Source organism: Streptomyces fagopyri (assembly GCF_009498275.1).
In the GTDB taxonomy this organism is placed as follows: domain Bacteria; phylum Actinomycetota; class Actinomycetes; order Streptomycetales; family Streptomycetaceae; genus Streptomyces; species Streptomyces fagopyri.
In genome coordinates this window covers 8,551,481-8,575,432 of sequence record NZ_CP045643.1, presented here as the reverse complement: position 1 = coordinate 8,575,432, position 23,952 = coordinate 8,551,481, and the positions used below count along the sequence as shown (strand labels likewise).

The 23,952-nt window shown below is 72.3% G+C and carries 26 protein-coding genes; 10 read left to right on the top strand and 16 right to left on the bottom strand.

The features are described 5' to 3' along the window. Positions 1 to 67: 67 nt before the first annotated feature. Both melC1 and melC2 read left to right on the top strand, forming a co-directional pair. Positions 68 to 439, top strand: coding sequence for an apotyrosinase chaperone MelC1 (gene melC1 / locus GFH48_RS37100; RefSeq protein ID WP_153292434.1), 372 nt, complete (start codon positions 68 to 70; stop codon positions 437 to 439). Between the two features lie 66 nt (positions 440 to 505). Next, positions 506 to 1,330: a tyrosinase MelC2 gene (gene melC2 / locus GFH48_RS37095; protein WP_153292433.1), complete on the top strand. Its 825-nt coding sequence runs from the start codon at positions 506 to 508 to the stop codon at positions 1,328 to 1,330. Between the two features lie 345 nt (positions 1,331 to 1,675). On the opposite strand, the gene GFH48_RS37090 is transcribed toward melC2, so the two are convergent. The 4 genes from GFH48_RS37090 to GFH48_RS37075 all read right to left on the bottom strand — a co-directional run bounded on the left by GFH48_RS37090 (position 1,676) and on the right by GFH48_RS37075 (position 5,927). Continuing rightward, positions 1,676 to 2,401 carry a ribonuclease H family protein gene (locus GFH48_RS37090; RefSeq protein ID WP_153292432.1) on the bottom strand — a complete coding sequence of 242 codons (726 nt, stop codon included), beginning with the start codon at positions 2,399 to 2,401 and terminating at the stop codon, positions 1,676 to 1,678. A 19-nt stretch (positions 2,402 to 2,420) separates the two neighbouring features. Further along, the gene (locus GFH48_RS37085; RefSeq protein ID WP_153292431.1) at positions 2,421 to 3,437 is read right to left on the bottom strand and encodes an ArsR/SmtB family transcription factor; all 1,017 of its coding nucleotides are present in this window, start codon (positions 3,435 to 3,437) and stop codon (positions 2,421 to 2,423) included. A 383-nt stretch (positions 3,438 to 3,820) separates the two neighbouring features. Then, positions 3,821 to 4,708 (bottom strand): glycoside hydrolase family 19 protein, encoded by an 888-nt coding sequence (locus GFH48_RS37080; protein WP_153292430.1) that lies wholly within the window; start codon positions 4,706 to 4,708, stop codon positions 3,821 to 3,823. A 499-nt stretch (positions 4,709 to 5,207) separates the two neighbouring features. Beyond that, positions 5,208 to 5,927, bottom strand: coding sequence for an SDR family oxidoreductase (locus tag GFH48_RS37075; RefSeq protein WP_153292429.1), 720 nt, complete (start codon positions 5,925 to 5,927; stop codon positions 5,208 to 5,210). Positions 5,928 to 6,075: 148 nt separating this feature from the next. Here GFH48_RS37075 and GFH48_RS37070 point away from each other — a divergent pair, with 148 nt between their 5' ends. Next, positions 6,076 to 6,900, top strand: a complete 825-nt coding sequence (locus GFH48_RS37070) for a LysR family transcriptional regulator (RefSeq protein ID WP_153292428.1) — start codon at positions 6,076 to 6,078, stop codon at positions 6,898 to 6,900. A 47-nt stretch (positions 6,901 to 6,947) separates the two neighbouring features. On the opposite strand, the gene GFH48_RS37065 is transcribed toward GFH48_RS37070, so the two are convergent. After that, positions 6,948 to 7,187 carry a hypothetical protein gene (locus tag GFH48_RS37065; protein ID WP_228121172.1) on the bottom strand — a complete coding sequence of 80 codons (240 nt, stop codon included), beginning with the start codon at positions 7,185 to 7,187 and terminating at the stop codon, positions 6,948 to 6,950. Between the two features lie 59 nt (positions 7,188 to 7,246). Further along, a complete protein-coding gene (locus tag GFH48_RS37060) occupies positions 7,247 to 8,044 on the bottom strand; it encodes a VOC family protein (RefSeq protein WP_153292427.1) in 798 nt (265 codons plus the stop codon). A gap of 166 nt (positions 8,045 to 8,210) precedes the next feature. Between GFH48_RS37060 and GFH48_RS37055 the strand changes: the two genes are divergently transcribed. Beyond that, positions 8,211 to 9,227, top strand: a complete 1,017-nt coding sequence (locus GFH48_RS37055; RefSeq protein ID WP_153293306.1) for a zinc-binding alcohol dehydrogenase family protein — start codon at positions 8,211 to 8,213, stop codon at positions 9,225 to 9,227. A 51-nt stretch (positions 9,228 to 9,278) separates the two neighbouring features. On the opposite strand, the gene GFH48_RS37050 is transcribed toward GFH48_RS37055, so the two are convergent. Beyond that, positions 9,279 to 9,674, bottom strand: coding sequence for a nitroreductase/quinone reductase family protein (locus GFH48_RS37050; RefSeq protein ID WP_153292426.1), 396 nt, complete (start codon positions 9,672 to 9,674; stop codon positions 9,279 to 9,281). 159 nt (positions 9,675 to 9,833) lie between these two features. Then, positions 9,834 to 10,316 (bottom strand): VOC family protein, encoded by a 483-nt coding sequence (locus GFH48_RS37045; RefSeq protein WP_153292425.1) that lies wholly within the window; start codon positions 10,314 to 10,316, stop codon positions 9,834 to 9,836. Positions 10,317 to 10,543: 227 nt separating this feature from the next. Between GFH48_RS37045 and GFH48_RS37040 the strand changes: the two genes are divergently transcribed. The 3 genes from GFH48_RS37040 to GFH48_RS37030 all read left to right on the top strand — a co-directional run bounded on the left by GFH48_RS37040 (position 10,544) and on the right by GFH48_RS37030 (position 13,097). Continuing rightward, positions 10,544 to 11,770, top strand: a complete 1,227-nt coding sequence (locus GFH48_RS37040) for an epoxide hydrolase family protein (protein ID WP_153292424.1) — start codon at positions 10,544 to 10,546, stop codon at positions 11,768 to 11,770. A gap of 69 nt (positions 11,771 to 11,839) precedes the next feature. Then, a complete protein-coding gene (locus tag GFH48_RS37035; protein WP_153292423.1) occupies positions 11,840 to 12,493 on the top strand; it encodes an ATP-dependent Clp protease proteolytic subunit in 654 nt (217 codons plus the stop codon). A gap of 1 nt (position 12,494) precedes the next feature. Beyond that, positions 12,495 to 13,097, top strand: coding sequence for a ClpP family protease (locus GFH48_RS37030; RefSeq protein ID WP_153292422.1), 603 nt, complete (start codon positions 12,495 to 12,497; stop codon positions 13,095 to 13,097). A 29-nt stretch (positions 13,098 to 13,126) separates the two neighbouring features. On the opposite strand, the gene GFH48_RS37025 is transcribed toward GFH48_RS37030, so the two are convergent. Next, positions 13,127 to 13,612, bottom strand: coding sequence for a helix-turn-helix domain-containing protein (locus GFH48_RS37025; protein ID WP_228121170.1), 486 nt, complete (start codon positions 13,610 to 13,612; stop codon positions 13,127 to 13,129). Positions 13,613 to 13,882: 270 nt separating this feature from the next. Between GFH48_RS37025 and GFH48_RS37020 the strand changes: the two genes are divergently transcribed. Further along, positions 13,883 to 14,662 carry a class I SAM-dependent methyltransferase gene (locus GFH48_RS37020; protein WP_153292421.1) on the top strand — a complete coding sequence of 260 codons (780 nt, stop codon included), beginning with the start codon at positions 13,883 to 13,885 and terminating at the stop codon, positions 14,660 to 14,662. Between the two features lie 169 nt (positions 14,663 to 14,831). Here GFH48_RS37020 and GFH48_RS37015 read toward each other — a convergent pair whose 3' ends face one another. The 5 genes from GFH48_RS37015 to GFH48_RS36995 form a co-directional block, all read right to left on the bottom strand. After that, complete coding sequence (locus GFH48_RS37015; RefSeq protein ID WP_153292420.1) at positions 14,832 to 16,277, bottom strand: diacylglycerol/lipid kinase family protein; 1,446 nt, start codon at positions 16,275 to 16,277, stop codon at positions 14,832 to 14,834. A gap of 114 nt (positions 16,278 to 16,391) precedes the next feature. Further along, positions 16,392 to 16,835, bottom strand: a complete 444-nt coding sequence (locus tag GFH48_RS37010) for a response regulator (protein ID WP_153292419.1) — start codon at positions 16,833 to 16,835, stop codon at positions 16,392 to 16,394. Further along, positions 16,832 to 18,523, bottom strand: coding sequence for a sensor histidine kinase (locus GFH48_RS37005; RefSeq protein WP_153292418.1), 1,692 nt, complete (start codon positions 18,521 to 18,523; stop codon positions 16,832 to 16,834). The genes GFH48_RS37010 and GFH48_RS37005 overlap by 4 nt, the downstream gene beginning before the upstream one ends. Further along, on the bottom strand, positions 18,520 to 19,791 hold the full coding sequence (locus GFH48_RS37000) for a PP2C family protein-serine/threonine phosphatase (RefSeq protein ID WP_407698732.1): 1,272 nt from the start codon (positions 19,789 to 19,791) through the stop codon (positions 18,520 to 18,522). Before GFH48_RS37000 ends, GFH48_RS37005 begins: the two co-directional genes overlap by 4 nt. Positions 19,792 to 19,913: 122 nt before the next feature. Then, complete coding sequence (locus tag GFH48_RS36995) at positions 19,914 to 20,366, bottom strand: ATP-binding protein (RefSeq protein WP_153292417.1); 453 nt, start codon at positions 20,364 to 20,366, stop codon at positions 19,914 to 19,916. A 273-nt stretch (positions 20,367 to 20,639) separates the two neighbouring features. Here GFH48_RS36995 and GFH48_RS36990 point away from each other — a divergent pair, with 273 nt between their 5' ends. Beyond that, positions 20,640 to 21,374, top strand: a complete 735-nt coding sequence (locus tag GFH48_RS36990) for a MarR family winged helix-turn-helix transcriptional regulator (protein ID WP_194280785.1) — start codon at positions 20,640 to 20,642, stop codon at positions 21,372 to 21,374. A 7-nt stretch (positions 21,375 to 21,381) separates the two neighbouring features. Here GFH48_RS36990 and GFH48_RS36985 read toward each other — a convergent pair whose 3' ends face one another. Both GFH48_RS36985 and GFH48_RS36980 read right to left on the bottom strand, forming a co-directional pair. Further along, positions 21,382 to 21,744 carry an STAS domain-containing protein gene (locus tag GFH48_RS36985; RefSeq protein WP_228121166.1) on the bottom strand — a complete coding sequence of 121 codons (363 nt, stop codon included), beginning with the start codon at positions 21,742 to 21,744 and terminating at the stop codon, positions 21,382 to 21,384. Between the two features lie 238 nt (positions 21,745 to 21,982). Further along, positions 21,983 to 22,495 carry a MarR family winged helix-turn-helix transcriptional regulator gene (locus GFH48_RS36980; protein ID WP_153292415.1) on the bottom strand — a complete coding sequence of 171 codons (513 nt, stop codon included), beginning with the start codon at positions 22,493 to 22,495 and terminating at the stop codon, positions 21,983 to 21,985. Between the two features lie 139 nt (positions 22,496 to 22,634). Between GFH48_RS36980 and GFH48_RS36975 the strand changes: the two genes are divergently transcribed. After that, positions 22,635 to 23,825, top strand: coding sequence for a PP2C family protein-serine/threonine phosphatase (locus tag GFH48_RS36975; RefSeq protein WP_407698685.1), 1,191 nt, complete (start codon positions 22,635 to 22,637; stop codon positions 23,823 to 23,825). Positions 23,826 to 23,952: the final 127 nt, after the last annotated feature.

The window sequence follows — 23,952 nt, the reverse complement described above, 5'->3', positions numbered from 1 at the left end:
TCCCTCTCTCCTACGAACCGATAGGCATGTCGGGTCATCAACAGAGCTGATCCCAGGAGGAATCCGCATGCCGGAACTCACTCGTCGCCGTGCGCTCGGGGCCGCGGCCGCCCTCGCCGCCGTGGCCGGCGGCCAGGCGCTCACCGCCACCGCACCGGCCTCGGCGTCGACGCCGGCCGCCGGGCACCACGACGGACCCGAGCCCTTCGACGAGGTCTACCGGGGCCGCCGGATCGAGGGCCGGGCCGCGGCCGGCGGTCACCATCACGGCGGCGGCTACGGCGTGTTCGTCGACGGCGTGGAACTGCACGTGATGCAGAACGCGGACGGCAGCTGGATCAGCGTCGTCAGCCACTACGACCCGGTGGCCACCCCGCGCGCCGCCGCCCGCGCCGCGGTCGTGGAGTTGCAGGGGGCACCGCTCGTCCCGCTCGGCTGACCTCATCCGCAGGCAGCGAGACCAACAGCACGTCAGCACAGCACAGCACACCGTGGAGTCCCGCACATGACCGTACGCAAGAACCAGGCGAACCTCTCCGCCGACGAGAAGCGGCGTTTCGTCGACGCGCTCCTCCAGCTCAAGCGCAGTGGCCGCTACGACGCCTTCGTCACCACCCACAACGCCTTCATCCTCGGCGACACCGACAACGGCGAACGGACAGGCCACCGTTCACCGTCGTTCCTGCCCTGGCACCGCAGGTTCCTGCTGGAGTTCGAACGGGCCCTGCAGTCCGTGGACGCCTCCGTCTCCCTGCCGTACTGGGACTGGAGCACCGACCGTTCGACCCGCGCCTCCCTGTGGGCCCCGGACTTCCTCGGTGGCACCGGCCGGAGCCTGGACGGCCGGGTGATGGACGGTCCGTTCGCGGCCGCCGCCGGCAACTGGACGATCAATGTGCGCGTCGACAGCCGTACGTATCTGAGGCGTTCGCTCGGCGGTGGCGTCCGGGAGCTGCCGACCCGTGCGGAGGTGGAGTCCGTCCTCGGGATGGCCACGTACGACATGGCGCCGTGGAACAGTTCCTCGGACGGCTTCCGCAACCACCTCGAAGGCTGGCGCGGGGTCAACCTCCACAACCGGGTGCACGTCTGGGTCGGCGGCCAGATGGCCACCGGGGTCTCCCCCAACGACCCGGTGTTCTGGCTGCACCACGCCTACATAGACAAGCTCTGGGCCGACTGGCGCCGCCGCCACCCCGGCTCCGGATACCTGCCGCTCTCCGGTACGCCCGACGTGGTGGACCTCGGCGAGACCATGAAGCCCTGGAACGACGTGCGGCCCTCGGACCTGCTGGACCACACCGCGTTCTACACGTTCGACGTCGCCTGACCCGGGACCGCCCGGCCGAGGCACTCCCCTGCCGACGGCGGGCACGGTGCGGTGGCCCTTCCCAGGGCGGGGCCACCGCGTCGCCGGCCGCCGACGCGGTCGAGATCGCCGCCGCGCACGGCATACCTGCCGACCGGTGACCGGGAACAGGGCCGCGATCTGTCGCAGACCGCGCTCGCCTCCACCGCGCGGCGTCGGCCACACCCGCGGGACCGGCAGCGGCCGGAGATCTGCCTGCGCCGCTCGCACGGACCTCCCGGCCCGCGCGACCGCCGTTCGTTCCGGTGCGGTCCGGCGGTCGGCTCGTCACCGCGCGCCCCGGAGCGGGGCGGGACCACCGGAGCCCTAGGCGTCGCTCGTCTCGGATGTACGGCACTCGGGATGTCCCCAGCCCTGGTCGTTCTTGGCGATGGACTCACCCGTCGCGTACGAACGGCCGCACACGCAGCGGCCGGGGAACTTGGCCTTGATCGTGCGGACCGACGCGCCCTGCCGTGCGGCCGGCGCGCCCTGCCGGGGCGTCTTGGCCGTGGCGCGGCGACGGACGGCGCCCGAGGCGGGCGTGTCCGGGGACGCCGGCGGCTCCGGGGAGCCGAGGTCGCTGCCGGCCGGCTGCTGGACCACGGCGGCCTGGCTCGCCGCTCGGTCGGCGAAGTCGTTCAGCCGGTCGCCGTCGACCTGGTGGGCGGGGACGTAGCGGAACTCCACGGAGCGGCCGCCGAGGAGTTCGTCGATGCGCGCGACGAGTTCCTGGTTGGCGACCGGCTTGCCGGAGGCCGTCTTCCATCCCTTGCGCTTCCAGCCGGGCAGCCAGGTCGTGACGGCCTTCATCGCGTACTGCGAGTCCATCCGGATCTCGAGCGGGACCTCCGGCGCCATCGCGGTCAACAGGCGCTCCAGCGCGGTGAGTTCGGCGACATTGTTCGTCGCCCTGCCCAGTGGCCCGGCCTCCCAGCGGGTCGGCGTCTCCTCGCCGTCGGCGACGACCCACGCCCATCCGGCCGGTCCCGGGTTTCCCTTCGAAGCCCCGTCACAGGCGGCCACAACGCGTTCAAGCATGGCCCCGATCATGCCACGCCCCGGCGACCGCTCACCGCACGGGGCGCGGCTCCCGCACCCGGATCCGGGGGCCGGAGCCGAGCAGCCGCAGGCCCAGCAGGGTGGCCGTGTGCAGGACGTACTTGCCGTCGCGACGGCTGGCCACGAGGCCACCGTCGCGCAGTACGCCGATCTGGTAGCTGGCGCTGGGCAGCGCGATCCCCACGGCCTCGGCGACCTCGGAGGTGGTGCGGGCGCTCTGTCCGGCCACCTCGGTCAGTACGGCCGCTCGGGTGCGGCCCAGCAGGCGTCCGACCCCGTCGTCGGTGCCGTCCGCGAGGGCGAGGGGTGTCTTCGCCACCGGGTAGACGAGCACGGGGTCGAGACCGGGGTCCGCCAGTGCCGTGGGCCGGCGCCAGCAGAAGTAGGAGGGGACGAGGAGCAGTCCCCGGCCCTCCAGATACAGGTCGCGCTCGACGGGGTAGTTCACTTCGAGCACCGGCGCGTTCCAGCGCGCCATCGGACGCATGCCTTCGAGCAGCGCCTGGGTGCCGCCGTCGAGCAGGGCGCGGGAGCGCACCCCGACATCGTTGCCCACCGCCGAGCGGATGTGCGGCCAGTGCGGTTCGAGCACGCCTCGGAAGTAGACGCCCAGGGCGTTCGCCAGCGACTTGAGCGCGTCGCCGCCCGGGCGGCCCAGCGAGCCGGCCCAGGTCGGCACGGGGCGGGACTCGGCCAGCCGCGACATCTCACGGACCACTTGGGAGCGCGGGGTGCGCAGCAGCTGGTCGAGGCCGGCGGACAGTCCCCCACCGGTGACCGGTGGGGTGAGGAAATCCGGAATGTAGCCGGTCGAGGGAATCAGGGTCCGTAAGGGGCGCAGTGCGCGGCCGACGGTCGAGTCACCCGCGAACCGTTGGGAGACGGAACGCCGCCAGTGTCCGAATTCGAGTGATCCCTGGCCGGTCTCCAGCCGGCACACACTGCACATCAGTTCCCACAAGGGATCGGGTTGACGGGCCACTCGGATGTTCTGGAGGTCGTCCGACGTGAAGTGGATGCGGAGCATGCGGTCTCTTTCGCTCGCCATGCCTGTGGGGGGGTTCGGCCGCCCGGACGTGCCACAGCCACAAGAGGGGACGAATACCGCATGCGCATGGTTGCCCCGGGGTGAAGCGGACGGGCCCGCCCCGGAGAGAACGCGTCATTCTCTCCGGGGCGGGCCGGGGGCTCGCGACGCCGACCGTCCGTCGCGCGGTCGGTGATCGAGCGCGACGGGCCGGTGGGGTCGGGGCGGACCACGAGGCCGCTCGGGCGGCGCCGTGCCGGAGCCGACTCCCCCGGTGACTCAGGGCGCCGACCTGGGCCACCGCCCCCCGGAACGCCGTGGGCCGGCCGCTCCCGGGGACGACGCGGTCGCCGGGGCCGGACGGCCGGGCCCGCGGGTGTCGGTCAGCAGTAGAGGTTGGCGCCCGCCGAGGTGCCCAGGATCTGTACGAACCGCTGGTAGGCGTCCACACGGCTCTGGACCTGCGCGGGGTTCCTGCCGTCGCACTCCAGGGAGCCGTTGATGCTCCGGATGGTCTGGCCGAATCCGGCACTGTTGACCATCGCGTTGTGCGGCGTCATGGTGCCGGGGCCCGACTGCGTGTTCCAGTACCAGAGTCCCGTCTTCCAGGCGACGGAGGCGTCGGTCTGGACCAGGTTGGGATTGCCCAGCAGGTCGATGCCGAGCGCGTCGCCCGCGGCCTTGTAGTTGAAGTTCCAGCTGAGCTGGATCGGGCCCCGCCCGTAGTACGCGGACTGGCCGGCCGGGCAGCCGTAGGGCTGGCTCCAGTCGCAGTAGTGCGGGTAGTTGGCGGTGTTCTGCTCCACGACGTAGACCAGTCCGCCGGTCTCGTGGTTGACGTTGGCGAGGAAGGCCGCGGCCTCCTGCTTCTTGACGGTGTCGCTCCCGGTGTTGGCGAAGCCCGGGTAGGAACTCAGCGCGTTCTTGAGGCCGTTGTAGCTGTAGAAGGAGTTCCGGTTCGGGAACATCTGGTTGAACTGCGCCTCGCTCACGACGAAGCCGGAGGGGTTCGTGGAGCCGCTGTCGCAGGCGTACGGCTCCCAGTACCAGGTGCTGATGACGGGGTCGTAGCCCGGGTTGTCGTGCTCGGCGATGTAGGCCTTGCCGTCGGTGTAGCGGACGATGTTGCCGGCGGCGTACGACCTGCCGGCCACCCAGTTCGGATAGCTAGAACAGGACGCGGCGGAAGCTCCTGCTGCCGGCAGCAGGACCGGGGCGGCTGTTCCGACCACGATCGCGGCCAGGAGGGCGGAGAGGCGGCGCTTCGACACAGGATCAGTTCCTTTGCGGTGCCAGGCCGCACCGGAGGCAGGGACAGAGCCTTGTGCGCACGCGCCGAGGGGGTCGGTCGCGGAATCCGGGGCGGCCACGGTGGGGGGTGTGGTGGGGCCACACTCAACCGCCTTGGTCTGTACCAGTCAAGGGTGTAGACCAGTTGGATCCGACAACGTTGGCGCGGAAGTGCCGTTAGCTGGGGTGAAGTTGGCAGCCGTCGCGACCGTCGCGACCGCCGCCCGGCACGCGCGGTTCGTCGACATGGGCCTCCGGGCTCGGCCGGAACACCGGCGTCGAGTTCGGCCGGAACACCGACGCCGGACTCACCCGGAAGACCCGCGCGGAGCTCGTCCGGAACACCGGCACCGGTCCGCCCGGTCACCGGCGCTGGTCCGCCCGGTCACCGGCGCTGGTCCGCCCGGTCACCGGCACCGGCGTTCCCGGTCACCGGCGCGTGCGCGGCCCGGTCGTCCCCACGGCCGGGCCGCGCACGGCTCAGACCAGGACGCCACCGCCGTCCACGACCACGACGGATCCCGTGCTGTAGCCGCCGCGCATCAGGTACAGATACGCCTCCGCGACGTCCTCCGCCGTGCCCACCCGGCCCACCGGAAGGGACTCGGCGGAGGTCCGGAACAGCCCGTCCCGTTCCTCTTCGGCCAGGTCACGCCAGAGTTCGGTGCGGACCACGCCCGGCGAGACCGCGTTCACCCGGACCGGTGCCAGCTCCAGGGCGAGAGCGCGCGCCAGCGACTCCATCGCTCCGCACAGACTCGCCGCCACGCTCGTACCCGGCAGGGGGCGCCGACCCGCCGTCCCGGTGGTCAGCACCACCGAACCGCCCGGCCGGATGGAGGCGGCGCCGTACTTCACCGCCGCGTACGCTCCCCACAGACGCGTGTCCAGGAAACGCCGGGCCTGCCCGAGATCCGACTCCGCGAGGCTCCCCATCAGCAGGGACTCACCGGCCGTGTAGACGAGGTGGTCGAATTCCCCGACCCGCCCGAAGAAGGCGCGCAACGCGTCCTCGTCGGTGGCGTCGAGGGTGTGCCCCTCGGCGCCGTCAGGCAGCCCCTTCAGCGCGGCGTCCACGCTCTCCCGCCGCCGCGAGGCGACGACCACCCCGGCGCCCTCCCGCGCGCTCGCCTCGGCGACCGCGAACCCGATCCCGGCCGTGCCGCCGATGACGACGACGCGCTGTCCTCGCAGGTCCATGACGTTTCCCTTCACGTTGATCCGATGTGATCCAGCCTGCGCCCGCCTCCCCACCGCCGTCCAAGACCTCTTCCGGCGCCGGCGATACCCTGGAGGCATCGCCGTCGGCGGGCCGGCACGGCGGAAGGGACGGCTGAAAGGGATCGCCATGGACCTCGACCTGCGCAAGGTCCGCTACTTCGTGACCGTCGCGGAGCTGCTGCACTTCGGACGCGCCGCCGAGCGCCTGCACATCTCCCAGCCGGTGCTCAGCCGTCAGATCCGGGCACTGGAGAAGGACTTGGACGCCGAGCTGTTCCTCCGGGACAGCCATCAGGTGAGGCTGACCCGGGCGGGAGTTCAACTCCTCGACGACGCACGCCTGTTGCTCGCGTCCGCCGACGCGGCCCGGCAGCGCGCCCACCAAGCCTCCCGCGGCCCCCGCCGCCTGGTCGTCGGCTTCCGCGCCGGGATCGTCGTCACCCGGGCGCTGCGTGCGTTCGGTGCGCTGCACCCGGCGGTGGAGGTCAAGGCACGCCGCGTCGAATGGGACGACCAGGAGCAGCTGATCCTGGACGGCTCCGTCGACCTGGCCTACGTCCGCCGGCCGGTCCGGGAGGAGGGCCTGACGCTGCTGCCGCTGTACAGCGAACCCAGGGTGGCGATGCTGCCGGAGGGCCACCGGCTCGCCGGCAAGCAGGAGCTCGCGCTCACCGACCTCGACGACGAGAACTGGCTGCGCTACGCCGACCCGCGCCCCGGGGACGTACCGATCCGCACCATCGAGGAGAAGTTCGAGTCCGTCGCCGCCGGGACCGGTATCACGCTGGTCCCGCACTCGGTCGCCGAGCAGTATTCGCGGCCGGACATCACCTACGTACCCGTGCCGGACGCCGAGCCCGACCAGGTGCTGCTGGCCTGGGAGTCCGGCCGTCGCTCGACCCTGATCGCGGCGTTCGCCGAGGTGGCGGCGGACCTCCCGGCCGGTGGCTGAGCCCGCCGGCGGGACCGAGCCTCGGCAGGTCCGTCGAGCCCGGTGGATCACCGCACCGCGGGGGTGGGACGCCGGCGCACGACCGCGAGGGTCCCTGAGACGAGGGCGAGCACCAGCGGCGTGAGGCCCACGGAGATCACGGGATTCACCCAGCCCGGCACCAGCTCGGTTCCCACGCCGTCCGACGTCACGCACCGCGCGCTGACCGGCAGCGTCTCCCGCGTCACGACGTGATCGCCCGGCACGCCCTTCGCCGCGCACATCTGGTCCGGGTCCAGGACCGTCATCGGCCTGCGAGGGCGCCCCCCCGCGCGGCCCGCCCTCCGTTCCCGCGTCCCGTCCGGGCTCAGGTCACCTCGGTCGCTTTCGGCATCGAGCCCTCGGTCGTGGCGACGTCGATCACGGAGAACGCCGCGCCCTGGGGGTCGCTCAGCGCGGCGAACCGGCCGAACGGGCTGGTCATCGGGCCGAAGCGGAGGATCGCGCCGCGCTCGGTCGCCCTGGCGACCGCCGCGTCGCAGTCGTCGACGGTGAAATAGACGTTGACGTACGAGGGGACCTCGGGCGGGAACTCGTCCGTCATCCTCATACGGCCGAGGACCGGGTCCTGCCCGAGGTCGTAGAGCCGGAAGTCGACGGCGGAGTCCTCCAGCTGCTTCGCGTGGTAGCCGAAGACGGCCGGGAAGAAGGCGTCCGTCCTCCCCGGCTCGCGGGTGAAGATCTCCGCCCAGCAGTAGGCGCCGGGCACGGCGCGCGCCTCGAAGCCCTCGTGACGGCCGGCCTGCCACACTCCGAACACGGCGCCGGCCGGGTCACGGGCGATCAGCATCGAACCGAAGTCGCCGACCTTCATCGGGTCCATCAGGACCTCGCCGCCGTGCGAGCGGATCTTCGCGGCGGTGGCGTCCGCGTCCGGTGACGCGAGATAGAGGCACCAGGCGGACTGCCCCTCCTGGCCGGGCATCGGCGGGACGACGGCGGCCACCGCCTTGCCGTTCGCGTACGCCTGCGTGTAGTTGCCGTACTCCGAGGACGACTCGCCGAACGTCCAGCCGAGCACGTCACCGTAGAAGCTCTTCGCTCCCTCGACATCACTGAACATCGCGTCCGCCCAACAGGGCGTTCCCTCGGGCTGTACGGCCATGGTGTTCCACTCTTCCTGGTGCGGCGGGTTCCTGGGTCGCGTCCGGCACGCTGTGCCGCCCTGCCACGCTAGCGAGGCTCCCGGGCCGCCGCGCGCCGGACGGCGCCGCGTGGACGACACTGGAGAAGGCGCTCGGGTGGTCGTCGAGGGGACGGAACACGGGATGATGCGCGCGTGGGTGGTGGCCCGACCCGGGCCGATCGAGCGGGAACCGCTGCGCTTCGTGGAGCGACCGGTGCCGGTGCCCCGGTCCGACGAACTCCTCGTGCACGTCCGGGCCTGCGGGGTGTGCCGCACCGACCTGCATGTCAGCGAGGGCGACCTGCCGGTGCGCCGCCCCCAGGTGACACCCGGCCACGAGGTCGTCGGCGTGGTCGCCTCGGCGGGTGAGGACGTGCGCGGCTTCATGGCGGGCGACCGGGTGGGCGTCGCCTGGCTGCGCCGTACGGACGGCACCTGCGCGTACTGCGCGCGAGGGGCCGAGAATCTCTGTCCGGCCTCGGAGTACACCGGCTGGGACGCCGACGGCGGCTACGCGGAGTACACGACCGTGCCTGCGGCCTTCGCCCACCGGCTGCCCGACGGCATGGACGACGTCGCGTCGGCACCGCTGCTGTGCGCGGGCATCATCGGGCACCGCGCCCTGCTGCGGACGGCGCTGCCGCCGGGTGGGCGGCTCGGACTGTACGGCTTCGGCGGCAGCGCTCATCTGTGCGCTCAGCTGGCCCTCGCGCGGGGTGCCACCGTGCACGTCCTGACCCGTGACCCCGCCGCCCGTCGGCTCGCACTCGAACTCGGGGCCGCCTCCGCGCGCGGCGCGTACGACGAACCGCCCGAGCCCCTGGACGGCGCGATCCTGTTCGCGCCGGTCGGCGACCTGGTCCCGGTCGCCCTGCGCGCGCTCGACCGGGGCGGCATCCTGGCGGTCGCCGGGATCCATCTGAGCGACACCCCGCCGCTGCGCTACGAGAGCGAGCTGTTCTACGAGAAGGAACTGCGCAGCGTCACCTCCAACACGCGGGAGGACGGGCGGGACCTCCTGAAGCTCGCGGCCCGGCACGGAATCCGCGCCACGACTCACACCTACCCCCTGTCCCAGGCGCAGCGGGCCCTCCAGGATCTCAAGGCGGGCCGCTTCGACGGAGCGGCCGTCCTCGTGAACGACCTGCCGCCGCGCCACTGAGCAGGCGGCCCGGCGGTGATCCGGCGGCCCACTCCGCCGCGCCCGGCGGCCTCAACCGGTGACGTCGACCCGTACCGTCATCAGTCCCGCGCCCATCACGCGGACCGCCGCGCTGTTGAACCGCGGCAGACTCCTGATTCGCGCACGGGCGTCGTCCCCGGGCATCAGCTGGGCGACGCCGGCGTACCACCGGCCCCTGACCCGGATCCGTACCCGAGGATCCGCCTTGATGTTCCGCACGTACTGCGACCGCTCCCCGTACTCGCTGACGAACCAGAACTCCCGCCCCGTCAGACGGCCGCCGACGGGTGTCCGGCGCGGCAGACCCGAGGTGCGCCCGGTGGTCTCCAGCAGGGTCTGCACCGGCAGCCGCCGCAGCAGCGGATTGCCGATCCGCCGCTGGAACGCGGTGACCGTCCGGTACTTCAACTCGGGGTAGCGGGACATACGAAGGCCTCTCCTGTTCGGTGCCGGTCACCGTTCCGGGTGGTCGGGCAACCGTCTCACGACCGCCGTGCGGGTTCCGTCCCGGCCGGGCGGTCGCGCCCCTCGCCGCGGTCGGCCCGCTTCCCTCCCGGGAATCGGGCCGGCCGTGACACCGGTGCGCTACTCCCCCGCGTACGCCTTCTCCAGGGCGGCGATGTCCAGCTTGGACATCCCGAGCATCGCCTGGGTGGTGCGCGCGGCCTTCTCCGCGTCCGGGTCGCTGATCAGGTCGATGAGCCGGGAGGGGACGACCTGCCAGGACAGGCCGTACTTGTCCTTGACCCAGCCGCAGGGTCCGGCCTCGCCACCGTCCTCGACGAACCTGTCCCAGTAGTGGTCCACCTCTTCCTGGTCGGCGCAGTGGATCTGGAACGAGATCGCCTCGTCGAACGTGAACTGCGGGCCCCCGTTCAGCGCGACGAACCGCTGCCCGTTGGCCACGAACTCGGCCGCCAGCACCGAACCGGCCGGCCCCGGTCCGGCCTCCGTGTAGCGGCCGACCCGGCCGAGCCGCGAGTTCTTGAAGAACGACACGTAGTAGTGGGCGGCCTCCTCGGCCCGGCCGTCGAACCACAGACACGTGGTGAAACCCTCGGCGGACATGCGTACCTCCTCGAACGGGAACCTTCGGTCACCTGTGCAGACCGATCGTCGCGCCAGAACTCATCGGCGCACGCTCCGACCGGCCGCGGTACGCGGAACCCGCCGGGCCCGCACCGATCCCCTCACCCGTACGGCGGCGACCCGGGCGTCCCCCGCCACCGGTGGTACGGCACGCCGCGCGAAACGCGGCGGCGCGTGCGGCCGGCCCGGAGCTAGCATGCGCGGACATGACGTCCGCAGACAGCCCTCGCATCGAACCGTTCACCGTCGAATTTCCGCAGAGCGACCTCGACGACCTTCGTCAGCGCCTCGACCGCGTCCGCTGGCCCGACGAACTGCCCGGAGTCGGCTGGGCGTACGGCGTGCCCCGGGAGTACCTGCGGGAGCTCGTACGGTACTGGCGGCACACCTACGACTGGCGGGCGGCGCAGGACCGGCTGAACGAGTGGCCGCAGTTCACGACGGAGATCGACGGTGCCCGGATCCACTTCGCGCACATCCGCTCGCCGGAGCCCGGGGCGACCCCGCTGATCATGACGCACGGCTGGCCCGGCTCGATCGTCGAGTTCACCGGCGTCGTGGGCCCGTTGACCGACCCGCGTGCGCACGGCGGTGATCCGGCCGACGCGTTCCATCTGGTGGTGCCGAGCATTCCGGGGTTCGGACTCTCCGGGCCGACCCGGGACACCGGCTGGGAGTTCCGGCGGGTGGCGGCCGCGTTCGCCGAGCTGATGACGCGGCTCGGCTACCCGCGGTTCGGCGCCCAGGGCGGGGACTGGGGCGGCGCCATCTCCCGTGAGCTGGGCCGGGCCTTCCCCGAACGGTTGATCGGCGTCCATCTCAATCTGCTGCCCGGCTCGTCGGCGCTCACCGAACCGACCGACGCGGAACTGTCCGCGCTGAGCCCCGAGGAGCGCGAGCGCACCCTCACCTCGTGGCGGCGCGCCCAGGAGTGGCGCCGGGACGAAGCCGGGTACGCCGAGCTCCAGTCGACCCGGCCGCAGACCCTCAGCTACGCGCTCACCGACTCGCCCGTGGGCCAACTCGCTTGGATCGTGGAGAAGTTCAGGCAGTGGACGGACGCCGAGGACCGCCCGGAGGAAGCCGTCGACCGGGACCTGATGCTGACGAACGTGATGCTGTACTGGCTCACCGGCACGGCCGGGTCCTCGGCCCGCATCTACTACGAGCGGGCGCACGCGGACTACCAGGGTGCCCAGCCCGGCATCTCGACCGCGCCGACCGCGCTGGCGGTCTTCCCGCACGAGCCCCAAGTCCCGTTGCGGCACATCGCGGACCGCACGAACGACATCGTGCGGTGGACGGAGTTCGACCGGGGCGGCCATTTCGCCGCGGCCGAGCAGCCGGAACTCCTGGCCGGTGACGTACGGGCCTTCTTCAGGTCGCTGCGCGCCTCTGCCCACAGCGAATCTGCCGCGGGCCGAGAAAGCTGACCCCGGCGGGACTTCGGTCCGATGGTGGAGAGCGCGGCGGTACCCGCCGCACCACCACGAGGAGGACCGATGACCGCACTCACCCACGGCTGGAACCCGTCCCGCGCACCGCGGGCCGAGGAGGGCGACACCCCGCCGACACGCTTCGACGACCATCTGTCGGCGCAGCTGCTCGCCCAGCGGATCGTCCTCCTCGGCACCCAGGTCGACGAGGTCTCCGCGAACCGGGTCTGCGCCCAGCTGCTCGTCCTGTCCGCGGAGGACCCGCGCACCGACATCAGCCTGTACATCAACAGTCCGGGCGGATCGGTGACCGCGGGCCTCGCCATCTACGACACCATGCGGCTGATCCCGAACGACGTGTCGACGCTCGCCATGGGATTCGCCGCGAGCATGGGGCAGTTCCTGCTCAGCGTGGGCACCCACGGCAAGCGCTACGCGCTCCCCAACGCGCGGATCATGATGCACCAGCCGTCGGCGGGTATCGGCGGCACCACCGCCGACATCGAGATCCAGGCGGAGAACCTGGAGTTCACGAAGAGGGCGATCGAGCGGATCACCGCGGAGCACACCGGTCAGAGCGAGGAGACGATCTCCCGGGACGGTGACCGTGACCGCTGGTTCACGGCCGGGCAGGCCTTGGAGTACGGCATGGTGGACCGGGTCGTGGAGTCGCTCGACGACGTCCGCCCGGCCGCGTCGCGACGACGGATGGGTCTCTGACATGGGCAGTTACACGATTCCGAACGTCGTCGAGCGCACCCCGCAGGGCGAGCGGTCCTACGACGTCTTCAGCCGGCTGCTCTCGGAGCGGATCATCTTCCTCGGCACCGAGATCGACGACGGGGTCGCCAACGTCGTCATCGCCCAGCTCCTCCATCTGGAGTCGTCGAGCCCGGAGAGCGAGATCGCCCTCTACATCAACTCGCCGGGCGGCTCGTTCACTTCACTCATGGCGATCTACGACACGATGACGTTCGTGCAGGCGCCCATCTCGACGTTCTGCGTCGGGCAGGCGGCCTCGACGGCGGCGGTGCTGCTGGCCGGGGGCGATCCGGGCCGGCGGTTCGTGCTGGAGCACGCCCGGGTGCTGCTCGGCCAGCCCGCGAGCGGCGGCCGTCAGGGCACCGTCTCGGACCTCGCGCTCCAGGCCAGGGAGATGCTCCGGATCCGTTCCCAGGTCGAGGAGGTCCTGTCCCGGCACACGCACCACGACGTCACGACGCTGCGCGCGGACATGGACCGCGACAAGGTCTTCACCGCGCGGGAGGCGGTGGCGTACGGAATGGCCGACGAGGTTCTGAGCCGACGGCTCGCGACGGTCTGAACCGGCCCGTCGCGAGCGCCCGTCGCGCCTCAGGCGGCCAGGCACATGCCGTCGTGACGCGGGGACGACGGGGTGTCGCGGCGCGCGGGGCGCACCTCGGCGAGACGGGTGAGCTCGTCCTGCGCGAGCGAGAGGAGGTCGGTGAGGCCGAAGCCGAGGGCACGGGCGGCGGCCGCGAGGACTTCGGACGAGGCCTCCTTGCGGCCGCGCTCCACCTCGGAGAGGTACGGCATCGAGATCCGGGCCGCGTCGGCCACGTCCTTGAGCGTGCGCTCCTGCGCCAGCCGCTCCCGGCGCAGGACGTCACCCACGAGGTCGCGCCACAGTGGCTCCCTGCGTCCGGGAGCGGGCGGCGTCCGTCGGGGCGTGAGGACCGGCACGGTCCGCCGCGGCGCCTGGTCCGCGGGGACCGGGGCCCCCGGCGGCCGGCGGGTCGCCGGATCCGGCGCGGTGGCCGGGCGCAGCGGGATGACACGGGCTTGGTTCGGCGCTTGGTTCGGCGCTTGGTTGCTCACCTCTCCAGCCTAGGAGCGCCGGGCCGCACGGGAAGGCATCGGCGTTCCGCCCTCGGTGGAATGGGACCGTGCCAAGGGCTGTCCTCACCTCCCCGGTCGGCCGGCGCCCGGCGTCGTGCGTGGTGCGTCGCGAGGCGCAGGGCCGTCCGCGCGGAGGGTGTGTGCGGGCGACGCGGCGAGGTGCCGCGGCCGTCGGCGCAGGCCCGCCGGGGATCACGGGACAGCCTCTAGGCTGGGGGCCGGACGCCGGACCGGTGGAGGTGTGCGACGGTGCTGCGGGACACGTTCGACGAGGCCGCGGAGCTGTACGACCGTGCCCGTCCCCGCTATCCGGCGGCGCTGGTGGACGAGCTGGCCGGGCGGGCGGGCCTCGGGCCCGGTGTCCGTGTCCTGGAGATCGGTCCGGGAACGGGGCAGCTCACCGTTCCGCTGGCGCGGCTGGGATGCGACGTGACGGCGGTGGAACTGGGTCCCGCGCTGGCGGCGGTGGCCCGGCACAACCTCCGCGGCTTCCCCCGTGCGCGGGTGGAGGTGGCGGAGTTCGAGCGGTGGCCGCTGCCGCGCGAGCCCTTCGACCTGGTGGTGTGTGCCACCGCGTTCCACTGGCTCGACCCCGCGGTGCGGGTGGTGAAGGCGGCGGAGGCGCTCGGCCCCGACGGTGTCCTCGCGGTGGTCACCACGCACCATGTCGCGGGTGGCAGCACCGAGTTCTTCGCCCGGGTGCAGGCGTGCTACGAGCGCTGGGACCCGGCGACCCCGCCCGGACTGCGGGCGTCGCACGAGGCGGACGTCGCCACGGACACCGGCGAGCTGGAGCGGTGGGGCCGGGTCACCTCGTACCGGTTCGCGCGGGAGATCACCTACTCGACGCGGGAGTACCTCGATGTACTGCTGACCTACTCCGGGCACCGCGCCCTGGACGCGCCCGCGCGCCGTGGGCTGCTGCGGTGTGTGGAGGACCTGATCGAGACGCGCCACGCGGGCTCGGTCACCAAGCGCTACCTGCACGAACTCCTGCTGACACGGCGGGCGTCGGACGTCGGACACTGACCGGGCGCCTCCGCCGGCCGATCTGGCGGACGGCCGGCGAGTACGCGGTCGCCGGGCGCCCGGCAGCAGGTGGCCTGCCGCGACAGGGGATCGACGCTCTCCACCCTGAGGGCGTCGAATCCTCCCGGTCCCGTACCTCACCCGGGCGGCCGAGTACCCCGGGCGTTCCTCAGCGCAGCCACTGGTCCTTCTCCGCGGGCCGGTACACGGTCACGGCCCGGGTCAGCTTGTCCAGCACCAGTCGGCCCGCCGCGACCCGGGTGACCTCGCCGTCGTACGAGAACTGCGGGTCGCCGTGCAGGACTTCGAGACGCAGGCTGCGCACCTGTGCGGTGGTGAGCACCCGGCTGTTGTGCAGGGTGCCGGTCAGCACCGCCAGCAGCAGGCGGGTCCTGGCCAGCGGGGTGCCGGCGTCTACGGCGCGGACGTCGAGCAGGCCGTCGTCCAGCTGGGTCCGGTAGGTGGGCGCGAAGCCGGCGGGGTGGTAGATGCCGTTGCCCGCGAAGAGCAGCCACAGGCGCTTGGGGCGGCCGTTGACGGAGACGTTCACCGGACTGCCCTGGGCGAGGACACCGGCCAGGCCGACCACGAGCGCCGGCCACTTCCCGATCCGTTCCTCCAGTTTCTCGCGGGCGCCGACCAGTTCGGAGTAGACACCGAGGCTGAAGGTGTTGAGGAACACCTGCTCCGGTCCGCCCGGCACGCGGGCCCGTCCGAGGTCCGCGACCACCGCCTCACCGGCCTGTACGGCGCCCACGACGTCGTCGAGCGACTGGTTGCCCAGGTCCACGGCGAAGTGGTTGAAGGTGCCGCCGGGGAACACCGCGAGCGGCACGCCGAGCCGGGCGGCGATCTCGGTCGCGGCGTTGATCGTCCCGTCGCCCCCGCAGGCGCCGAGGGCGCCGCCCTGCTCCTTCGCGCGCCGGGCCGCGGCCTCCAGGAGCTCCGCGAGGTCCTGCCCCTGCTGCGCGACCGTGATGTCGGCCTTGGGCAGCGCCGTGCGCAGATGGTCGCTCGCGTCGGGGCTGTCGGCGCTCCACGAGAGGCCCGAGGACGAGTTGACCACGATGTGCAGCCCGGCGCCGCCGGGCAGTGCGGGCGCCGGGCGGCGCGGTGGCGCCGCGGCGGCGGCGGCCTCCGGTTTGACCGGCCACCAGCGGGCGGTCAGCGCGGCCGCGCCCGCTCCTATCGCCATGCCCACGGCCACGTCGCCCGGACGCCGGACCTCGGAGCGCAGCCGGGCCGCCGTCAGCGCGGCCGCGCCGGGCACCACGAAGAGGCCGTACCGGGGTGCTTCGAGGAGCACGGCCGCTGCGAAGGCAGCGGCGGAGGCTATCCGGCCGGCCGCGTCCAGCGGCTGCGCCCGGCGTACCGCGGGGCGGGCGACGGCGCGGGTCACGACCGAGGCGATCGCGACGGTGCCGATGCCCCGCAGGGCCGCCCGGCGCGCGGTCCGGTCCCCGGACGCGCCGAGGGCCGCGGCCGCGCCGCCCCACAGGAGACCGCCCGCCACGGTCCGCCGCCACCCGGAGGGGCCGGCCCGCAGCACGGACTCCAGGTTGGGCAGCCGGGCCGTCCCCGCGCCCGTACGTCGCGCTGTCCTGCGCCTTCTCATGGGAAGCCCACCCTCGCGTCTCGGCGACTGATCTGCTGGCCGGCAAGGTCGGTGCCGCCCCTGTCCCCTGTTCCCCGACTTCGCCCTTTCATGGACGGGCGGGTCGGGCGGTGGTCAGGAGCTCTTCGGCAGCTTCACCACGGACACGAAGAAATCGTCGATCTGCCGGACTGCGGCGATGAACTGGTCGAGGTCGACCGGCTTGGTGACGTAGGCGTTGGCGTGCAGCCGGTAGCTGCGCAGGATGTCCTCCTCGGCGGAGGAGGTGGTGAGGACGACGACGGGGATGTGCGCCAGTTCCTCGTCCGACTTGATGCGCTCCAGCACCTGACGTCCGTCGTACTTGGGCAGGTTGAGGTCGAGCAGGATCAGGTCGGGCCGCGGCGCGTCCACGTACTGGTTGACGCGGTACAGGAAGTCGAGGGCCTCCTCGCCGTCGCGTACGACGTGCAGGGCGTTGCGGATCTTGTTGTCCTCGAACGCCTCACGGGTCATGAGCTCGTCACCGGGGTCGTCCTCGACGAGCAGGACCTGGATGGGTTCGACGGGGGTGCTCACGTACGTGCTCCTTCGGGTGGGCGCGCTGTTTCGTCGACCCGGGGATCGGGTTCGTCCCGTGCCATGGGCAGGGTGAAGGACACATCCGTGCCCTCGCCCGCGGCGCCTTCCAGAGTGATGATGCCACCGTGATGCTCGACGATCTTCCGGCAGACGGCAAGCCCGATCCCCGTACCGTCGTACTCGTCACGGCCGTGCAGCCGCTGGAAGATGACGAAGACCTTCTCCCGGAACTCGGACTCGATGCCTATCCCGTTGTCGCGCACTCCCAGCCGCCACTCCCCCTCGGCCGCCTCGCAGCGGACGACGATCTCGGGTCGCCGCCCGGGATCGCGGAACTTCACGGCGTTGCCGATGAGGTTCTGCCAGAGCATCGTCAGGGTGGTCGCGTCGCCCGTCACGGTGGGCAGCGACCCCTCGCGCACCACGCGGGCGCCGGTCTCGTCCAGCGCCACGCTGAGGTTGCCCAGCGCCCGGTCGAGGACGTCGTCGAGCGCGACCGGCACCAGCTTCTCACCCACACGGCCGACCCGGGAGAAGGTCAGCAGGTCGTTGATGAGGGTCTGCATGCGCTTGGCCCCGTCGACGGCGAAGTCGATGTACTGCTTGGCCCGGTCGTCCAGTCGGTCGCCGTAGCGTTTCTCCAGGAGCTGGCAGAAGGACGCGACCTTGCGCAGGGGTTCCTGGAGGTCGTGGGAGGCGACGTAGGCGAACTGCTCCAGTTCCGCGTTGGAGCGTTTCAGTTCCAGCGCCTGGGCGTCGAGTTCCGCCGTCCGCTGCTCCAGGAGCGTCTCCCGCGCCATGGAGGCGGAGAGTTCCTCGACGATGCGGCGGCGCATCTCCTCGACGGCCCGTGCCACCGCCTCCAGGTCCCGTGGTCCGTCGAGCCGGATCATGCGCTCGAACGCTCCGCCGCTGACGTCGACCGAGGCCGCCTCCAGGGTCCGCAGCGGCCGTCCGACGATGCGGTGCAGGAGAAGGGTCAGGGCCAGTCCGCTCGCGAGGAAGGCGGCGAGTGTGCCGGCGAAGAAGAGGTTGCGTGAGTCCCGGGCGTGCTCCGCGGACGCGCGGGTCCGGTCGCGCACCTGCCCGAGGTGCGTCTCCATGGTGGACAGGAGGTTCCGGGTCTCGTCGAACTGGGCCTTGCTCGCCTCCAGTCCGGGTGCGGCGCGACCTCCCGTACGGACGGACTCGATCAGGGGCCTGGCGTAGTCGCGGCGCCAGGCGTCGCCGGCGAGCTGGACCGCGCGCAGGTCGGCGGCGATCCGGGGCTGGCCGGTGAGCAGTGTGCTCAGCCGGGCGCGCAGTGCCGCCTCGTCCCGCACCCCTGACTCGTACGGCTCCAGGAAACTGGTGTCCGTGCTCAGCACGTAGCCCCGTACGCCCGTCTCCTGGTCCACCAGCGAGGTCTCCAGCTGGAAGGCGGCGGAGCGGGCGGGCTGGATGCCGTCGGTGAGCAGGTCGGTGCGGTCGTCGGCGCGAGCCTGGAGGACTCCGCCGGAGACCGCGAAGACGATCACCAGCAGTACGTTGACGGCCAGTACGACATGGATCCAGCCCTGCACGGTCAGCCGGGCGACTCCGCTGGACCGGCGTGTCACGGCCTTGTCCGCGGTCTCGCGGGCCTCCGCGGCCTCCAGGGTCCCGTGGGCCTCGTGGGCCTCGTGGGCCTCGTGGGTACGGGTCACGACCTGCCGTCCGTCGCCAGGTGCAGGACCGCCACGTCGTCGGCGAGGCCTCCGTGGAACGTGCTCCGCGCCGACACGTCCTCGACCACCGCGTCGACGAACGGACGTCCGTGCAGGTCCATGTGTTTCCTCGCCACCGCGAGCAGTCCTTCCTCGCCCAGCCGCTGGTCGGGGCCCACGACACCCTCGAAGAGACCGTCGGTGAACAGCGTCACCGCGCTGATGTCGTGCGCGGGCAGCTCGGTCTCCGGCCAGTGCGCGCCGCCCGGGACCAGCCCCAGCGCGGGTCCCACCGGGGGTTCGAACAGCTCGATGCCCTGGGAGGTGCGGACGAGCAGACCCGGGTGGCCGGCCCGGATCACGGTCAGCCGGCTGTGGTCCCTGGACAGCCGGAGGATCGTGAGGGTGGCGAAGATGTAGTCCTCGGCGCGCTCGGCCTCGAGGATCTTCTCCAGGAGACGGACCTGCGGCGGGCCGACACATCCGGAGAGCACGGCGGCCCGCCAGGCCACCCGCAGGCAGACACCGAGGGCCGCCTCGGCGGCGCCGTGACCGGAGACGTCCCCGATCACCGCGTGTATGGTGCCGTCCTCGCTCTCGACGACGTCGAAGAAGTCGCCGCCGAGCAGCGCGTGGTCGCGTCCCGGGCTGTAGCGGGAGGCGACCTGGCACCGGTCGCCGCGCAGCAGGGGCGTGGGCAGCAGGCCGCGCTCCAGCCGGGCGTTCTCCTGGGCCAGCAGTCTGCTCGCCTGGAGTTCGGCGCTCGACCGCTCCACCTGCTTGCGCTGGAGGGCGTAGCGGACCGCCCGGCTCAGCTCCTCCGCGTTCAGACCGTCCTTGGAGAGGAAGTCCTGGGCCCCTTCCGCCACCGCGGCGAGACCCGCCTCGTTCTCCGCGAGTCCGGTGAGCACCACCACGGCCGCGTCCGGTGAGGCGTCGCGTACCAGCCGCACCGCGCTCAGCCCGTGGGTGTCGGGCAGGTGCAGGTCGAGCAGCACGCACACCGCGTGCTTCGACGCCTGCAGGAAAGCCCTCGCCTCGGCCAGGGACTTGCACCAGGTGACGTCCATCGGGAGACCGCTGTCGGCCAGTACCTCGCGCACCAGCAGGGCGTCACCGGCGTCGTCCTCGACGAGCAGCAGCGCCGCGGTGGCGTCCAGGCCCCAGCGGGGGTCGGAACTCACCTGACGCGGTACCGCGGCAGGTTCACCGATCCGCGGCAGGCGCTCCGCCACGTTCGTCCCCCTTGTATGACCGACGCCGACCATCGGCTGTGGCGAGCCTACTGGTATTCCGCCCCGGCCCATGCCCTGGGCGGTCGGCTCGACGGCCCCGCCGTCCTTCGCCGTGCCGTCGCACCCGGTCCGTCCCCGCTGCGCGGGCGGCCGGGTCAACGGCGCAGGTCGAGCTGTGCTTTGACGCACTTGCCGACCGGCACGCGCCCGACGGTCACCTCCGTCGCCAGCGCGTGGACGATCTCCAGCCCGTGCCGCCCGATGCGTTGCGGATCACGCGGAAAACGCCGGGGCAGGGTGGCGCTGCTGTCGTAGACCGTGACGGTCACGGAGACGTCGGTCCCCTCCAGCTCCAGGATGTAGGGCCCGTGGCTGTGCCGGTCCGCGTTGGTGACCAGCTCGCTCACGACCAGCAGGAGGTCGCCGTCGGCGCGCGCGTCGATCTCGGCGCACCACTCCGACCTGAGCTGTTCGAGGAACAGTTCCGCGAAGGCGCGTGCGTCGGCGATGCACCCCGGTTCGCCGGTGTAGTGCGCCGCCCGCCGAAGCGGGTCCACGGGCACGTCGAAGCCAGGCGGTATCACTGCTCCGTCCAAGTGCTCGATCATGTGGTTCTCTCTCGGATGCCGATACGTCCGCGGACCGCGCGTCCCGACGCTGCCGCACAGGACCGCATACCCAGTGACGCCCTCCACACTCACCCCGATGTTCCCTCGCCCCGCTCCGGACCCGGAGCGGGTGCGGCACCGGATCGTCACCGTCCCCTTCGGCACACGATCCCCACACGGTACCGGTGTCATTCCCGCGCGCCGGGGCAGGGCCACCAGTCGGGGGTCCTGAAGGGTCACCGAATCTCCGGTACGAGCAAAGGGTGCGGACGGATGGATGGACAGACCCCCGAAGGACGGGACGGCGCACCGCGCGGGGAACCCGACGAAGGCTCCCGCGAGGAGACGGACGAGGACGGGGGCACCCGCAGCGGACCGGACGAGCAGGGGAGCCCGCGTCGCGGACCCGACGGCCAGGGGAGCTCGGTCGCGGAACTCGACGGGGGGCCCGTCCGGGGACCGGAGGAGCGTTTCGCGCCGGTGCCGGACGGCCTGCTCCCACGAGGGCCGGCGGCGGACGTCGCGCCGTCCCGGGCACGGGACGACGTGCTGCTGCGCGCGGCCGACCAGCTGACGGCCGTGGCCGAGATCCTGGTCTCCGTGTCGGCACGGACGGCGGTCGCCGTCGACAGTCGGCTGTCGCCGCCGCTGCTGCGCGCGCTGACCCTGGTCGGTACGTCTCCCGGTCTGAGCCTCGCCGCGCTCGCCGACCGGGCACGGATCAGCCGCTCCCGGGCGAGCCGCGTGTGCGACACCCTCGAGACGGCGGGGCTGCTGGCCCGCGCACCGCTCGCCGCGGACCGCAGGACCGTCGGCCTGAGCCTGACGCGGCACGGCCGCCGCGTGCTCGACCGCGTACGCGAGCGGCGCGGCGACTGGATCAGGGACGCCCTGCTGCGGATGCCGGACGACGACCTGAACGGCCTGCTGGCCGCACTGCGCTCGCTCGGTCCGTCGTTCGCCCACGGACATCGCGCTCTTTCCCCGCCGCCCGAGCGGTCCTCGTGACCCGCTCTCAGAGAGCATCGTTCTCCAGCGCCTCGGCCACCGTGCGGAAGACCGGTACGACCTCGGAGACTCCGGTCACCCCCAGCACCCGTTCCAGGAACGGGGTGAGCGCGGCGAGTCTGAGCCGGGGGCCGAGGACACCGTAGGCGCGCAGGACGACGTTGATCGTGGTCGAGTCCGCGAAGGTCAGCTCGGCCAGGTCCAGGACCACCGGCCCCCTGGGACTCCGTGCCGCCGCGTCGAGGGCGGCGCCGAGGCTGCCCACGTTGTCGAGATCGGCTTCACCGCCGACCGCGATCACGGTCGCCGGACCGGCTTCGCGCGTGGACAGCGAAAGGGCCGCCTGACCTGGACTCCGGCCTGAATGCACAGCGATCCTTCGGGATGTCGTCGGAATGTGCGGGTATAGAGGGATACACGCACGGGGTGGCACACCGCGGCACCATCAGGGAGCCGCGCCAGGTCCCACCGTATCCGATCGTTGTCATTTGACAACAATTGCTGTCAGGCAACAATCTGGTTCCCCTGTGACTCCGAGTCAGGTGTCCCTGGGGGCGGTTTGTCGCGGTGGAGGGACCTCAATGGAGCTGACCGGTACGCAAGGGCACCTAACCGGTGCCGGTCGCGCGCCCCGGTTCCCTGCCGGAGCCGCCGCCCCGTTCGCCGAGGTGGTCCAGCGCGGTCGCCCGGAACGCTTCGAGCCCCTCGGTGAGCCGGGCGACGTCCGCCGACGGCATCTGCTCCAGGACGGCCCGCACCTCCCGCGCGCGGTGGTCACGGAGTTCGCGCAGCACCTGCTCGCCGAGCGGGCTCAGCACGACCTCGACCTCGCGCCGGCTCGTCGTGCTCGGCACTCTGCGGACGAGGCCGACGGCCTCCATCCGGTCGCACAGCCGGCTGACCGAGGAGGGACGCGAGGCCAGGGCCTCACCGAGCGAGCGAAGATTCATCGAACCGCCCTGCTCGATCACGATCAGGGCCCGTAGTTGTGAGGGCGGCACCGGGCCGGACGGCGCGGCCTCCTGCCCTCGGCCCCACAGAAGTTCGAGAAGTTCCGCGACGGCGTCGAGCGTTTGCGCGGCATCGTCTCGGGACACGGGTGGACGGATCGAGCGCGGCACCGAACCACCTTGTCATCTCCTGATGGGCTTCGCCAGCCACGACGGCCCGTCCGGTCCGTCCCGTCACCAGGCCCCCCGGACCGACCACACCACCCGCACGAGAACCACACGCGAACCGCACGAGAAAGCCACCACGACCGTGACCTCTGTGAACGACGTCGACCGAGCCCTGCGCGCGACCCCTCCGCACGCGCTGCTCGACACCCTGCGCACTCTCCTGACGGACGTCTGGGGAGCGACCGGCGCCGATCTGCTCATGGCGGACTACGGACTGACCGTGCTCCAGCCGGTCGAGGCACCCGGCGATCCCTCTCGTTCCGTCTCGCTGCACAACAGCGCCGAGGGCCGGGCGTTCGGCAGTCAGGCGCCGCACGAGGAACACCCCCGGCACGGGGAGCACGTACGGCTCCATCTGCCCGTCACGGCGCGCGGTGAGCGCCTCGGCGTCCTCACGGTGCGGCTGCCGGACTCCGTGGGCGCCGATGTGACCGAGGAGCTCGCCCAGGTGGCCGAGCTGCTGGGCCACGAGATCGTCGTCGCCGAGCGTGACACCGACGTCTACCGGCAGGCACGGCGGGTCGGCCGGCTGACCCTGGCCGCCGAGATGCAGTGGGAGCTCCTCCCCGGCCGCGCCTGCGCCCGCGAGGAGTTCTCCATCGGCGCGCAGCTGGAGCCCGCGTACGCGGTGCGCGGGGACAACTTCGACTGGTCCTCGGACGCGGACGGGCTCTCCCTGTCGATCCTCAACGGCATGGGGGACGGTATCAACGCCTCCCTGCTGACACAGCTGGCCGTCGGTGCCCTGCGCAACGCCCGCCGCGCCGACCTTCCGGTCGCCGACCAGGCCAGACTCGCCGACCAGGCGATCTACGCGCAGCACCACGGCGACCAGCACGTCTCGGCGCTGCTCCTGTCGTTCGACCTCGCCACCGGCAGGGTGCTCGCCGTGGACGCGGGCTCGCCCCGGCTGTGGCGCAGGCGGGGCACGACCGTGGAACGGATCGAACTGGAGGCGCAGCTGCCGCTCGGCATGTTCGAGGAGTCCGACTACCTGCCGCAGGAGTTCGCCGTCCTGCCCGGCGACCGCCTCCTGGTGGTCAGTGACGGTGTCTACGACGCCCTGTCCCCGCTGGGGGAGGTCTTCGGCGAACGGGCGCTGGCCCGGGCGGTGGCCGCCACGGCCCTGCTGCCCGCCGCCGACGTGCCCCGTGCCGTCCTCGACGAGCTGGCCGGCTACCGCGTGACCGAGCCGCTGGACGACGCGCTGATCATCTGCCTCGACTGGTCCGGCAGACAGCGCCGCGAAGGCGGCGGGACGCGCACCGGCTGAGCGGGGCTCCCCCGCGGCGGGCGGCGGGCGGCGGGCGCGCCGTCCGGCGGGGTTCCCCGGGCAGGGCATTGTCCGGTCGTCCCGGGGAACCCGGACCACGCGAATCCGGTCGACCGCGGCCGGGCCT

Coding starts and splice junctions, on each gene's coding strand:
- melC1 (WP_153292434.1), top strand. CDS start 68: ATGCCGGAACTCACTCGTCGCCGTGCGCTCGGGGCCGCGGCCGCCCTC.
- melC2 (WP_153292433.1), top strand. CDS start 506: ATGACCGTACGCAAGAACCAGGCGAACCTCTCCGCCGACGAGAAGCGG.
- GFH48_RS37090 (WP_153292432.1), bottom strand. CDS start 2,401: ATGATCGGGGCCATGCTTGAACGCGTTGTGGCCGCCTGTGACGGGGCT.
- GFH48_RS37085 (WP_153292431.1), bottom strand. CDS start 3,437: ATGCTCCGCATCCACTTCACGTCGGACGACCTCCAGAACATCCGAGTG.
- GFH48_RS37075 (WP_153292429.1), bottom strand. CDS start 5,927: ATGGACCTGCGAGGACAGCGCGTCGTCGTCATCGGCGGCACGGCCGGG.
- GFH48_RS37070 (WP_153292428.1), top strand. CDS start 6,076: ATGGACCTCGACCTGCGCAAGGTCCGCTACTTCGTGACCGTCGCGGAG.
- GFH48_RS37065 (WP_228121172.1), bottom strand. CDS start 7,187: ATGACGGTCCTGGACCCGGACCAGATGTGCGCGGCGAAGGGCGTGCCG.
- GFH48_RS37060 (WP_153292427.1), bottom strand. CDS start 8,044: ATGGCCGTACAGCCCGAGGGAACGCCCTGTTGGGCGGACGCGATGTTC.
- GFH48_RS37055 (WP_153293306.1), top strand. CDS start 8,211: ATGCGCGCGTGGGTGGTGGCCCGACCCGGGCCGATCGAGCGGGAACCG.
- GFH48_RS37050 (WP_153292426.1), bottom strand. CDS start 9,674: ATGTCCCGCTACCCCGAGTTGAAGTACCGGACGGTCACCGCGTTCCAG.
- GFH48_RS37045 (WP_153292425.1), bottom strand. CDS start 10,316: ATGTCCGCCGAGGGTTTCACCACGTGTCTGTGGTTCGACGGCCGGGCC.
- GFH48_RS37040 (WP_153292424.1), top strand. CDS start 10,544: ATGACGTCCGCAGACAGCCCTCGCATCGAACCGTTCACCGTCGAATTT.
- GFH48_RS37035 (WP_153292423.1), top strand. CDS start 11,840: ATGACCGCACTCACCCACGGCTGGAACCCGTCCCGCGCACCGCGGGCC.
- GFH48_RS37030 (WP_153292422.1), top strand. CDS start 12,495: ATGGGCAGTTACACGATTCCGAACGTCGTCGAGCGCACCCCGCAGGGC.
- GFH48_RS37015 (WP_153292420.1), bottom strand. CDS start 16,277: ATGAGAAGGCGCAGGACAGCGCGACGTACGGGCGCGGGGACGGCCCGG.
- GFH48_RS37000 (WP_407698732.1), bottom strand. CDS start 19,791: ATGGTCGGCGTCGGTCATACAAGGGGGACGAACGTGGCGGAGCGCCTG.
- GFH48_RS36995 (WP_153292417.1), bottom strand. CDS start 20,366: ATGATCGAGCACTTGGACGGAGCAGTGATACCGCCTGGCTTCGACGTG.
- GFH48_RS36990 (WP_194280785.1), top strand. CDS start 20,640: ATGGATGGACAGACCCCCGAAGGACGGGACGGCGCACCGCGCGGGGAA.